This is a genomic window from Caballeronia mineralivorans PML1(12) (genome assembly GCF_001028175.1).
GTDB lineage: Bacteria > Pseudomonadota > Gammaproteobacteria > Burkholderiales > Burkholderiaceae > Caballeronia > Caballeronia mineralivorans.
Genome location: NZ_AEJF01000167.1, coordinates 1 through 12,128, shown reverse-complemented (window position 1 = coordinate 12,128; position 12,128 = coordinate 1). Strand labels below are relative to the sequence as shown.

The 12,128-nt window shown below is 58.4% G+C and carries 15 protein-coding genes and 1 tRNA gene; 6 read left to right on the top strand and 10 right to left on the bottom strand.

What is annotated here, in order from left to right; translation table 11 throughout:
- Window positions 1-302: 302 nt before the first annotated feature.
- Window positions 303-830 carry a hypothetical protein gene (locus tag EOS_RS27860; RefSeq protein WP_047895412.1) on the bottom strand — a complete coding sequence of 176 codons (528 nt, stop codon included), beginning with the start codon at window positions 828-830 and terminating at the stop codon, window positions 303-305.
- On the opposite strand from EOS_RS27860, the gene EOS_RS27855 reads away from it, so the two are divergent.
- Window positions 829-1,092, top strand: coding sequence for a hypothetical protein (locus EOS_RS27855; RefSeq protein WP_047895411.1), 264 nt, complete (start codon window positions 829-831; stop codon window positions 1,090-1,092). The two genes, EOS_RS27860 and EOS_RS27855, sit on opposite strands and share 2 nt — an antisense overlap.
- An 822-nt stretch (window positions 1,093-1,914) precedes the next feature.
- On the opposite strand, the gene EOS_RS27850 is transcribed toward EOS_RS27855, so the two are convergent.
- The 5 genes from EOS_RS27850 to EOS_RS44945 form a co-directional block, all read right to left on the bottom strand.
- Window positions 1,915-1,990, bottom strand: a tRNA-Ala gene (locus EOS_RS27850).
- Between the two features lie 68 nt (window positions 1,991-2,058).
- Window positions 2,059-2,400, bottom strand: coding sequence for a c-type cytochrome (locus EOS_RS27845; protein ID WP_235442992.1), 342 nt, complete (start codon window positions 2,398-2,400; stop codon window positions 2,059-2,061).
- Between the two features lie 14 nt (window positions 2,401-2,414).
- The gene (locus EOS_RS27840) at window positions 2,415-3,221 is read right to left on the bottom strand and encodes a BON domain-containing protein (protein WP_047895417.1); all 807 of its coding nucleotides are present in this window, start codon (window positions 3,219-3,221) and stop codon (window positions 2,415-2,417) included.
- A gap of 20 nt (window positions 3,222-3,241) precedes the next feature.
- Window positions 3,242-3,829, bottom strand: a complete 588-nt coding sequence (locus EOS_RS27835; RefSeq protein ID WP_047895416.1) for an SIS domain-containing protein — start codon at window positions 3,827-3,829, stop codon at window positions 3,242-3,244.
- 303 nt (window positions 3,830-4,132) lie between these two features.
- Complete coding sequence (locus EOS_RS44945; protein WP_407639188.1) at window positions 4,133-4,477, bottom strand: YraN family protein; 345 nt, start codon at window positions 4,475-4,477, stop codon at window positions 4,133-4,135.
- Window positions 4,478-4,507: 30 nt separating this feature from the next.
- Between EOS_RS44945 and rsmI the strand changes: the two genes are divergently transcribed.
- Complete coding sequence (rsmI, locus tag EOS_RS27830) at window positions 4,508-5,401, top strand: 16S rRNA (cytidine(1402)-2'-O)-methyltransferase (protein ID WP_047895415.1); 894 nt, start codon at window positions 4,508-4,510, stop codon at window positions 5,399-5,401.
- A 67-nt stretch (window positions 5,402-5,468) separates the two neighbouring features.
- Here the strand turns inward: rsmI and EOS_RS27825 are convergent, their stop codons facing one another.
- On the bottom strand, window positions 5,469-6,098 hold the full coding sequence (locus EOS_RS27825; protein ID WP_047895409.1) for a septal ring lytic transglycosylase RlpA family protein: 630 nt from the start codon (window positions 6,096-6,098) through the stop codon (window positions 5,469-5,471).
- 678 nt (window positions 6,099-6,776) lie between these two features.
- Between EOS_RS27825 and EOS_RS27820 the strand changes: the two genes are divergently transcribed.
- From EOS_RS27820 to EOS_RS27810, 3 genes are all read left to right on the top strand, one after another.
- Window positions 6,777-7,421, top strand: coding sequence for an MBL fold metallo-hydrolase (locus tag EOS_RS27820; RefSeq protein WP_047895408.1), 645 nt, complete (start codon window positions 6,777-6,779; stop codon window positions 7,419-7,421).
- Window positions 7,418-8,068, top strand: a complete 651-nt coding sequence (locus EOS_RS27815) for a 3'-5' exonuclease family protein (RefSeq protein WP_047895407.1) — start codon at window positions 7,418-7,420, stop codon at window positions 8,066-8,068. Before EOS_RS27820 ends, EOS_RS27815 begins: the two co-directional genes overlap by 4 nt.
- Before the next feature lie 94 nt (window positions 8,069-8,162).
- On the top strand, window positions 8,163-8,621 hold the full coding sequence (locus EOS_RS27810) for an Lrp/AsnC family transcriptional regulator (RefSeq protein WP_031357026.1): 459 nt from the start codon (window positions 8,163-8,165) through the stop codon (window positions 8,619-8,621).
- Between the two features lie 35 nt (window positions 8,622-8,656).
- Here EOS_RS27810 and EOS_RS27805 read toward each other — a convergent pair whose 3' ends face one another.
- The 3 genes from EOS_RS27805 to EOS_RS27795 form a co-directional block, all read right to left on the bottom strand.
- A complete protein-coding gene (locus tag EOS_RS27805) occupies window positions 8,657-9,850 on the bottom strand; it encodes a cation diffusion facilitator family transporter (protein WP_047895406.1) in 1,194 nt (397 codons plus the stop codon).
- Between the two features lie 250 nt (window positions 9,851-10,100).
- Complete coding sequence (locus EOS_RS27800; protein ID WP_047895405.1) at window positions 10,101-10,406, bottom strand: H-NS histone family protein; 306 nt, start codon at window positions 10,404-10,406, stop codon at window positions 10,101-10,103.
- Window positions 10,407-10,781: 375 nt separating this feature from the next.
- Window positions 10,782-11,447, bottom strand: a complete 666-nt coding sequence (locus tag EOS_RS27795; RefSeq protein WP_047895414.1) for a HugZ family pyridoxamine 5'-phosphate oxidase — start codon at window positions 11,445-11,447, stop codon at window positions 10,782-10,784.
- Between the two features lie 167 nt (window positions 11,448-11,614).
- Here EOS_RS27795 and EOS_RS27790 point away from each other — a divergent pair.
- Window positions 11,615-12,128: MFS transporter (locus EOS_RS27790; protein ID WP_047895413.1), on the top strand; the 514-nt coding region annotated here is incomplete at its 3' end.

The following is a 12,128-nucleotide window of genomic DNA, read 5'->3' as shown; positions in this document are numbered from 1 at the left end:
TCGACCTGAGACGATCAAAGTTGCTTTGACCGGTTGCTCCAAGGTGGCGATAGTTCAGAGGGTGGAATGAGATCCGCTAAGCGTACCCTTCTACGATTTCCGAAAAGATATGAAACTAGTTGACGTGATCCTGGGTCCCGACTGCACGACGACTGCTGATGCAGTAAAGGCAGATTTGACAGCCGGAAGACTGTCGGCAAACGTCTTCAAAACGCGACGGGCTTTCAAGGCGTTCGAAGTGATTCGGGCAAAGGACATAACGGGTCAATAGCGGGCAGACAGAAATTTGCGAGCGTACCCCGTTACATTTTCCTAGCCCGATTGCTGACGGCATCTGGCGTAGACAGGGGGAGCGCACGAAACTCGCTTTCATCTACTTCGGCCCATTCCTTCGTGAACGGTAGATAGAGTCGGATGATCCACGAGCGACCATCGGTTCGTCCATCCCGACGCGCGGCGTACGGATGCAGGATCTCGCCATCGACTCGCACGCGGTCGAACTGCAATAAACGCTTTCGCGGGTACGGATCGCTGTCTAGCTTCTCGTTCATCATCCGGCCCACCACCTCATGCGAAAAACCGGGATGGCCCGACGTGCGCGCTCCATCGATGCTCGCCCGAATCTTCTCGGCGTCACTCAGATGCGCGTCTTCCAATTCGGCCTCGTCGAGCACGACTTCCTCGACCATGTAGGGCGGGCCTTCGTACCAAACTAGATCGTCTTCGACGAGCCGGATGGCAGTCACGGTGCGCGTGCCGACATCCGTGCAGCGCCACCAGAACGGCCCACATATGAATTCGAGACCGATATCAAATTCAGAAGGCTTCATGGACATGCTCCACGCTCCTTTGGACAAAATCTGGCACAAGTTGGGAGCGGCGAATCTGTTCTTGGTCGGCGAGATCAGCAAGACCGCGCTTACGGAGATCGGCAACATCCCACCGATCAACGGTTTCCCAGCATCGAAGATGCAGCGCCGCATCCCTTATTACTATAACGATCGGCGATCGATCTTGGTTGAAAGCATCCAATACCCTCCGGCTCAGATCAGCTTCAACCGCGTTTCTGCTGCCCCCATGAACTCACAATGAAGTACATGAAATAGCAATCGGCATCGTCCTGCCATCGCCTTCCAGAGCCAATAAGCCTCACGACACCTTGATCATGGTCTGTACGCAGAATGGTATCCCATAGTACGTCGACGACACCTCGATCGCAGACCTTGGCCGTCAACATCATGTGATGTTGATGGACGCTAATCGAGGCCCAGCTGCTAAACGCGGTCCGTAGCGGTCCCTCAATGTCGTCAAGGCCGTTTGCCACTGTCGCTCAGCCCGTTCGGCCAGCCGCCTCGACTTTTCACGTTCCCGCTCATATTTCATTGCCCCACGGTCCGGTCGTCTAACCTCGCCTGACGACTGCCATACTTGGGGTAAATGCACGGAGTTAGCGTTATGCGGACAGCTGAGGCCATCGACCGCCGCCGATGAGCGTCCACTTTTCTGAAACGCAATTGTCGCCTACGGGTCGATGTTGAAAAAATCGTCGCAGGCTGCTGCCGTGCCGAAGGCGAAAATTTCGACCCCTCAGATCGGCCTACAAGCCGCTCGTGAGTCTTGGTTAGGGGCAAAATGCCCATGAAAACCTCGCGTAACAACTCGATACCGACTTTTTCAGCATCGGTCGAACTGGGACCTTCAAAGGTGCCTCCAGATGCAATAAAACCGACTCAACGTCGGCTCTGTTGTACACCATATCCCTGCATTTAATGCATAAATATGCCTTCTGTTTCGGTACAGGTGGGGGACACGTTTGGGACACTCCAGCGGGAATTCAGAGGAAGTAAGTGGAGGTAAAACGATCAAAGAAAAACCCGCAGAGGCTTTCGCCCTGCGGGTTTCCTTGAGATTTCATGGTGGAGAGGAGGAGGATCGAACTCCCGACCTTCGCATTGCGAACGCGACGCTCTCCCAGCTGAGCTACCCCCCCAACGTCTCACGATTCTAGCACAGCCCCAAGGCCCTCTGACAAGGGTCAAGCGCCGCCAGCCGCACACCTTATTTCGATGGCGCGCCCGCCAGAATCCAGCCGACAACCTTCCTGATATCCGCTCCATCCATTGAGGGATGCGACGGCATGGGCAAGACACCCCAGACTCCGCTGCCGCCGTTCCTCACCTTCGTTTCGAGCCGGGCTGGCGCCTGCGCGTCGCCCTTGTATTTCGCTGCGATCTGCTGGAACGACGGTCCGACCAGCTTGCGGTCCACCGCATGACACCCCATGCAGGCATTCTTGCGCGCGATGCTCATGGCATCGGCGGGAGAAAAACTGGGGGGCACGTCAGCAGCGAGCACCCCCTGACCGGCCGCGGCCGTGATCGCCGTCGCGAGCACGGTCATGGAAAACCACCGCTTCATTTCGCGGCGGGCGCAGGGTTACCCGGATGCACATCGGAGTTCTTGACCGGTGCGGGCGCCTGCACGCCCAGCGGCGTCGAACTCACGGACGAATCCGGCACGGCACCGACCGTCGCATCCTCACTGGCCGATGCTGCCACCGGTGCGCTCGCGCCCGATGCGGCGGCCGCCGACAATGCCTGAGCCTCTTCCGGTTTGATGTACTGGAACACCTTGACCACCTGTTCGACGCCCGGCACCTGCGCCGCGACATTCGCGCCGGCTGTACCTTCTTCACGCGTGACCAGACCCATCAAATACACCGTGCCGCGCTCGCTCACCACCTTGTAGTAGTTCGCCCGCATATCCTTCTCACCGACCATCGCACCCTTCACGCGGCTCTCGAGATAGGCATCGTTAGTACGCGATGACAACGAACTCGCGCCTTGAATAGCGAGCTCGTTCACAATGCTGTTCACATTGTTGATGTTACGCACCACCTCTTCGGCCTTCTGCTTCCATTGGTCCGACGGCACTTCACCGGTCAGCAGCACGCGCCGGTTGAACACGGTCACGCTGACGTGCGCCTGGTCGGGCAGACTTTCGCCGATGCGCGACTTGGCTTTCACCTGGATCTCGCGGTCCTCGGTTTGCGCACCGAGCGTACGCCGGTCGGTGGCGACGAGCGTGCCGCCGCCCACTGCACCGCCCATTGCGCCAATGACCACAAGCGGGCAACCTTGCAGGGTCAGCGCGACGCCTGACAACAGGCTCACCAGCAGGGTGGCTTTGGCTAGCGTCGACCTGGCGCGTGTCTTGTTCATCAACTCGTTCCCCTTAAGAATCATTCGTCGCCCAGCAGCATCGCGTCGATGCCATCGCACAGGCAATGAATGGTTAACAGATGGACTTCCTGGATTCGCGCCGGCCGTTCGGACGGCACGCAGATATGAATGTCCGTATCGGCGAGCACTTCGCTGATCACGCCGCCGCCCGCGCCCGTCAACGCGATCACGAACATCTCGCGCTCATGCGCGGCCTGGATCGCCGCGAGCAGGTTGACCGAGTTGCCCGACGTGGAGATGACGACCAAAACGTCGCCGGCTTGCCCGAGCGCGCGGATTTGCTTCGAATAGATCTCTTCGAAAGCCGAGTTATTGCCGATGCCGGTGATCGTCAAGACATTCGAGTCCAGTGCAATGGCCGGCAAGCCGGGCCGCTTGCGCTCGAACTGTCCTACTAACGTAGACGCGAGCCGCTGCGAGTGGGCGGCCGACCCGCCGTTGCCGCACGTGAGAATTCGCGAGCCGTTCGCGAGTGCGCCAAACAGCACGTCGATGGCTGCAGCGACGGGAAAAGCAAGCGTGTCGAGTGCTTCGCGATGGACGGCCGCGTTTTCGCGGAAATGTTGCTGGATACGTTCGACGGACATCGACTCTCGGTTATCGGCCGCGCCATGCGCGGTAGTTTGTTGATAGGTTGCTTCGATGGTTTGCCAAGCCGATGCTTCACCACTTCGATATCTCGGCTCCGGCGCATCCTGATCCACGGCTCGCCATCACCCGCTCGCATGAAGCGGCTCGTGCTCAGCACGAGCCATCGATCAACCCGGCGCCCAAGCTCCGCGCAGTTTACCGCACTCGCTGTGTGCATCCCTTAAGATGCGCGCGCTTTCACGACGTATCTGCGCGAAAAGCATCGCGTCACCATACGATACGGCCCGCATCGAGCGCGATCACATCGAAGCGGCACACAGGTAGCGCACCACGCGCGTCATCAGGTCGTGCTGCGCCGCGAGAACGAGCCGCCGTTGCTTGTGCGCGCCAATACTTGCCGCAGCCGCGGCGAACTGCCGGCTGCGGCGCGCGCGCACCTCGACAAATACCCGCGCACGCTGGCTGCCGATCTCACGCATCACACGTTCGATTTCGCCGCCGCGACACGCGAAATTGCGCGCGACAAAACGCAGGCGCGGCCGCCGCAGATATTCCAGCGCGCGTTGCTCGAACGCGGCTCGAGCGCGTTTCCGATCGTTTTCGACACCCCGTTCCCCAAAAAGTTGTCCCTCTTCGCATGGCACAATGACGTCCTCCGCATGCCACCCGCCCTCATGACTCCACTCTCCGAATTGGCCCTTGGCCAGCAGTTTCCGGCTGGCGCGCTCTATATAGTCGCGACGCCCATTGGCAATGTCGCGGACATCACGGTGCGCGCGCTGCATGTGCTCGGGCTCGTCGACCGGGTGGCTGCCGAAGACACCCGCAACACGTCCCAACTGCTGTCGCGCTATGGCATTTCGAAGCCGACCATAGCCGTGCATGAACACAACGAGCGCAGCGCCGCCGAGCACGTGATCGCACATCTGCGTCATGGCGAGCGCATTGCCTGCGTCTCGGATGCGGGCACGCCGGGCATATCGGACCCAGGCGCCAAGCTTGTCGATGCAGTGCGCGAAGCCGGCTTTCCCGTCATTCCGTTGCCGGGCGCGAGCGCGCTCACCACCGCGCTCAGCGTGGCTGGCGCATGGGTTCACACGTTTTCGTTCATCGGCTTTCTTGCCACTAAACCGAAGCAGCGCGACACGCAATTGCAGTCGCTGCTCACGCATACGCCCGCGCTCGTTTTCTACGAAGCGCCGCATCGGATTGTGGAAACGGTGCAGGCGCTTGGGCGCGCATTCGGTGGCGAGCGGCGATTGCTGATTGCTCGTGAGCTGACCAAGTTACATGAGTGCATCCATTGCTGCACCCTGGCCGAAGGGCCAACGTGGCTCGCCGGCGATGCAAACCGGCAACGCGGCGAATTCGTTCTGGTGGTGGAAGGCGCACCGCAGCAAGAAGCCGCCGACGACGCTCATGACGCCTTGCTCGCGACCTTGCTGGAGGAGTTATCGGTGAGCAGCGCCGCGAGATTGGCGGCGACGTTGACGGGGGCATCGCGCAATGCGCTCTACACAAGGGCGCTGGCAATGGATAAGGCGCGCGCAGAGAAGGCGCGCGAATAACGCGCGGCAATAAAAAACGGGCCGTCGAAACGGCCCGTCTTTTTGCTGCGCAATAAGCCGACGATGATCAGTCGGCAGGTGTGATCGATGCCAGCGATTGCTCTTGCTCTCGTGCCGCTCGCGCTTCCTGCTGCGTCAAGCCTTCGATCTTCACTTTTCCGACACCCGCGCCACGCATGCCCAGCACGGCGGCGGCGGCATAGGAAAGATCAATCACGCGGCCGCGCGCGTACGGGCCACGGTCGTTGATCTTGACGACCACCGATTTGTTGTTTGCCTGATTGGTCACGCGAACCCACGACGCGAGCGGCAACGTGCGATGCGCTGCGGTGAGTGCATGCATGTCATAGCGTTCGCCGCTGGCCGTCTTGCGACCATGGAAACCGCGACCATACCAGGAGGCGCGGCCCTGCTGCTCGAAGTCGCCGATATTCGGACCGCCCGTGATGGGCGCCGCGTTCGCCAGCGAGGAGGTGTCGGAGGAGTTGCTAGCCGACGAGGGCAATGCATTTAGCCGGGAGTCGTAAGCGAGCGGTGCAGCAAGACGGCCCGCCCCGCGGCCCGTGTTCGCGCTGCTCGACTGCGTACCGGTTTTCAGCGCGCTGGCCTGATCGCCACCGCTTGGCGGCATCGCGCAACCCGTGAGGATTGCAAAGACCAAAAGACTCCCGAGATGTCGGGTTAGTCGTAAATTCATAGACGTGTAATCAACGGTTCGAGCCGGCCCAACCGTCCGACAAAACGCGGACGTGCGTAGGCAGCTCAAGGCTTTTTCCGCGCAAAGATACACACCGCTCGAAAAGTCGAACGGCGAGCCCGTGCTCGGGTGCGGCGTACCTCGCCGCAAATGCCCGGTTAGTTTTCACGTCTGGCGCAACCTGTCCCCGGCAGCCTGACCAGACCCCACATGCCGCCATCGAACGTGGATCACACGTTCTTGCGCGCTCAATTGCGCAGGAACGGCGGCGTAGGCCCCATCCAGCATGACGGCAGCTAAGGCCGTTGGCAGGCGCATCGCACCTGGCTGGACAAGACGTGCACATCGGCCGAAACCGATGCTTGATTGCGATTTCGAAGCACTGCTGCTCCGAACTGCGTACTTGATAACAATTGTAAAAACGCGCTACTCGCGTCTCTCATTGCCCATTGATGGCATGTTCAATCCATGCACAACTGGCCCGATTATACCCAAACACATAGTTGGACCGGCCATTGATGCACAAAATGTTACTCATTTTCTCTGCTAACGTAAAAATTGCGGACCTAGCCTTCTTTTTAGGCAAATTTCGACCGTTCGGCTAACGCTTGGCGCGCCGCCGCGGCGCCGGTTTTCGCCCGTTACAATGGACGTTTTTACGCGTGCGGTCGCTTAGCCATGAAGGTCACCCTTATTCCCGTGACACCGTTTCAGCAAAATTGTTCAATCGTCGTGTGCGAAGCAACCAACCGCGCGGTCGTCGTCGATCCGGGCGGTGAGGTCGAGCGGATCATCAGCGCGGTCGAGCAACTCGAGGTGTGCGTCGACAAAGTGCTGCTCACGCACGGGCATCTCGATCATTGCGGCGGCGCGAAAGCGCTTGCCGATCACTACGGCGTAGAGATCCACGGACCACACACCGAAGACGCGTTCTGGATCGAACAGTTGCCGCAGCAGAGCCAACGCTTCGGGTTCGGCGACGCGCAGGTCTTCGCGCCTGACCGATGGCTGCAAGAGGGCGATTCGGTTCAGTTCGGCGACGAAACCATGGAGGTTTATCACTGCCCCGGGCATACGCCGGGCCACGTAATCTTCTTCAGCCGTACGAACCGCCTGGCGTTGGTCGGCGACGTACTGTTCGCGGGGTCGATCGGCCGTACGGATTTTCCGCGCGGCAACCATTCGGACCTCGTGCGCTCCGTGCAGGAAAAACTTTGGCCACTGGGCGATGACGTGACGTTCGTGCCGGGCCACGGTCCTGCGTCCACGTTCGGTCATGAACGCCGCACCAACCCGTTCGTCGGTGACCGGATGAGCGCATGAGCACCGCCATTCCGGAAATCTATGTAAGCACGGACGTCGAAGCTGATGGACCCATTCCCGGGCCGCACTCCATGCTGAGTTTTGCATCGGCGGCCTATACGGAGCACAAGGAACTGATCGGCACGTTCTCCGCCAATCTCGAAACGCTGGAAGGCGCGGCGCCTCACCCGATTCAGGCAGCCTGGTGGAAAACTCAACCTGAAGCATGGGCCGCATGCCGTAAGGACTTGCAGCAACCGCTCACCGCATTGCGTGCTTACGTTGAATGGGTGGAGGCGTTGCCCGGCAAGCCCGTGTTCGTCGCGTATCCGGCGGGTTTCGACTTCACGTATATGTTCTGGTACATGATGCGTTTCGCCGAGCGCTGCCCGTTCTCATGGTCAGCGCTCGACATCAAGACGCTCGCGTTCGCGCTGACTGATCTGCCGTACCGCAAAGCCATCAAACCGCGTTTGCCGAAACACTGGTTCGACGAACTTCCGCACACGCACGTCGCACTCGATGACGCCGTCGAACAAGGTGCCCTTTTCTGCAACATGCTGGCCGAATTGCGGACTCAACGGGCGCTGCTGGCGTCGCTAAAAGCGTCCGGTGAAACGCCGGATGACAAAGACGCCGAAGGACAAAACGCGCAGTCTGGGCATTGAGTTAGGCAATATTGCTCACGGCAGGCGTTTGACATTGCGCTTCCTTTCTGCCACCTCTACTATTGGAGTTGGTAGCGACCGAAAGGAGGCGCAGTTGACTCTCGACACGTTTTCACAAAAAATCCTGCGACTTCTGCAACTGGACGCCCGCCGTTCGGTTCAGGAGATATCCGACCAAGTCGGGCTCTCCAGCACCCCGTGCTGGCGGCGCATCAAGGATATGGAGCAATCGGGCGTGATTCAGCGCTACACCGCGTTGCTCGATCGCGAAAAACTCGGCTTGCATGTTTGCGCGCTCGCTCATATTCATCTCACGCGTCACACAGAAGGCGGAGTCGAACAATTCGAACGTGAGATCACCACGTGCCCGGAAGTCACCGAGTGCTACAGCACCACGGGCGAGGCCGATTACATCCTGAAAATTGTCGCGCCGGACATCAAGTCGTATGACGCTTTTCTCCACGACCGCATCTTCAAGATTCCCGCGGTCGCGCAAGTCCGGACCAGCGTGGTGCTGCGCGAGATCAAATTCGATACGCAATTGCCGCTTTGAACTCGCTTTCAACCATCCGAATTTAATCTGACACTTTAATGGCTGCGAGAAGCGGCAGCGTGTTCAGTAATCACAACACCCGGCGGATTTCGCACAGCTCGGGCAAGCCGAATTTCGCGCGCGCCGAGTTTGCGCTTGAGCGCATCAAAATCGACATGCGCTAGGCTGCCCAGTTGTTCGTCGCTTAAACCGGCGGGAAGCGTCACGTCGATATCGAAGCCGCTGCTCAGATAATGCAGGTTCAGATTGTCGTACGTCAGGCCGCGAGCATCCAATACGGCGCTGAGGGCATCACTCACAGCCGAACGTGTAGGCATTCTGCCCGGAGGCGGATTGACGTCATCATTTTCCGGATCGACGTGAATCAATGCGTCGACGACACGGGTATTTGTCAACAAGCTCGCTCGCGCCGATTCTGCGATGTAATGACCCTCCGAAACTGAAATACGGGGGTCGACGAGAATATGCGCGTCGACAATAGCGAGATCGCCCATTTTCCGCGTGCGCAATTCATGCACGTCGCGAACGCCCGGCGTGCTGACCAACAACAGTCGCAACTTTTCCGTTTCGGCTTGATCCAGTGCGCGATCCGACAAATCCTGTAACGCATCCCATCCGAAAGTCCATCCCATCCGCGCGACCATAAAACCGACAATTGCAGCGGCAATAGGATCCAGCAAACGCCAGCCGGCCATGCTGCCAATAATGCCGATTGCAACCACAAGTGACGATGCGGCGTCCGAACGAGCGTGCCATGCATTTGCGATCAGGAGTGCCGATCTCACGCGTTCGGCAGCGCGGAGCATATAGCGAAATAGTAATTCCTTCGAAATCAGGACAATCACCGCGACTACCAATGCACTCGCGTGAACTGCCGGGATGTCCTGAAGATTCGTAATACGTTCACCCGCTCGCCATAACATCCCGACGCCGACGGCAATTAACAACGCGCCGAGAAATAATGAAGCGACTGTTTCATAACGGCTATGACCGTAGTTGTGGTCGTCGTCGGGAGCGGCGTTGCTATGCCGATTGGCCAACAGCACGATGAAGTCCGATACCAGGTCGGCCAGTGAATGAACGCCGTCGGCAATCAAGGCCTGGGAATGCGCAAACACGCCGACAACGATCTGAGCCGCCATCAGCACCAAATTCACCGCAATACTTGCAAAGGTTGTTTTGCGGGCTACATCCTGCTTTTCCGCCGCGCGCGCTGTTGATAGCGACATGTCATCACTCGAAGTCATTGAGCGACGAATTTTACCAAGCCGCGCTGGATCGCACTGGCCTAAAAACGATAAAACCCTATAAAAATCATATATTTACATTAAACACGACGCGTTCTCAGTCGTGCCTCGAATACCGTCTGAACTCGGCAGAGCCGGTCGCTTTCAGCAATCCTGGGCGAGTCGGGCCAATACGCAGGCAAAAAAAAGCCGCCCCGTTTTAATGGTGCGGCTTTTTCAATCAGACTAAAACTCACTTCTGGATCAGGAAGTTGTCACGCTCCTGGCCGGCAATCCACTTTGGCGGTTTGCCGCGACCCGACCATGTGCTGCCGCTGTCCGGATCACGATACTTGGGCGCCACGCCTGCACGCGGACGCGATGCGTTTTTCAAATTCTTACCGCCGCGACCACCTGCCAATTCAGCAAGCGTGATCCCGTAGTCGGCCATTTTCTGCTTGATTTCATTGAGAACTTCAGCATATTCCCGCGACTTCGCTTCTTCAATCTGTCGTTCGAGATTTTCGCGCTGCGCGAGAAGTTCCTTGTAAGACGGCATGATGATTTCCTTGTGGTTTGCAGTGTACGAGTCGTCGCCCGTTCCGGTTATAAGGTAAAGCCTCTCAATGGATCGCAGATTAACACAACTAGGATTTTGCGCACGTTTCTGCACTGCCGATTTAAATCAAATCAGTCGAACGGGCGTCCGTAACAATTGGTGCGATTCGGTGAAGGTTGCCAAAACTGCGCATTCATCTTACTTACATCGTTAAATTAACCCAAGGAATCTTTCATGAAATGAAAATAAACCTATACATATGTCTTAAAACTTCCATCCCGTGCGAGCTTCTCCAAAATTTGCTTCATTACCGTAACACTATCTCGTAATTTTGCGACATAAAGACACGCGTTGCGAGTTCGGAAATTCAGACAATCACCTATGCCGTTCAATACAATCGATCAGCGCCGCATTCAGTTCGGCGCGAGTTTGTTTCGGTTTATCGAAGGTGAAACGATTGCGCGCTCCTGGAGTCCGCAGATCGCAACCATATTTGTCGATACCCATTAGTTCGAGGTCCGCCGGCCGAGCGGGAGAATCGGCAAATAATGCCAGGAGCTGAAGCTCATTCCGCTCGGATAACGGCTCAAGTGGATCAAGTGCCGCTGCATCGAGCCAACCCATTGCGCCAAAGCCGCCTATATAGCGCATGCGTTCGAGCGACATGACCCAAAACGTGAAGTCGCCCAGTTCAAGATAACGAGCGGCATCCGGGTGATATCGGAGATAACGGCGTGCCAGTTCGTCGACGGATTCAGGCGGCGCCGGAGAAAACGAGCCGAGCATCGTCAGGCGCTGGCCTTCGAGAATGGCATCGCTCGCTGAATGAGTAATCAGAAAACCAGCGCGCGCGTCCACTTGCAGATTACGGGTGTGTTCGGCCAGATGGCTAATGAGCACCATAGGCACGTGACGCGCAGTCGGCGCGAACGGTAATGCGGTCGGGTACGGAAAACCAAGCGGCTCGCGCGAGTGCGTGGCAAGCGTGCCGTGCGGTACTTGATGCAATAAATGCAGCGGAGCATGCGAGGGAATATTCAAAGCGAACCTCACGAGAGTACTCAAAAGCGAACCCGCAAGAAGCAAGCAGCCTTTGCGATCTTAAAGCACTCAAACCAGGTATGTCCGCAACCCGATAGAATTGAAAGCTTCGCCGGTCAATGAAACGATCGGCTGTCAAAACGAAGAACGCAAAGAGAGCGATTCCCGTGTCCGAATCCGTTTCCAGCGCCCGTGCCGTCGGGCACGACACTCCAAACGCCGTGCATCGGCGGCTTCCTGTGGCAAAACGCGAGCGCGCGCGCTACGCGACCATGGCCGTGTTTTTCATCGCGGGCATGCTGTACGCGTCATGGGGCGTTCACGTGCCCACCGTGCGCGACAAATTTCACCTGAGCCCCGGCTCGCTGTCGATCGCGCTGCTGGCGGTCGCCGCCGGCTCGATCATTGCGATGCTCACGAACGGCCCGTGGATCGCGCGCGTCGGCACGCGCCGCGCGTGCCTCGCGGGCGGTATAGGCATGTCGGTTTGCGGAGCGCTGATCCTGGCCGCGCCGGCCTACTGGCTGCTGCTCATGGTGCTGGCAATATTCGGCTTCAGCATGGCCACGCTCGATGTCGCGATGAACGCCGAAGCCAGCGCCGTAGAAGAAGCGCTCGACCGGCCGATCATGTCGTCGCTGCACGGCATGTTCAGTATCGGCGGGATGGCCGGCGCGGCAG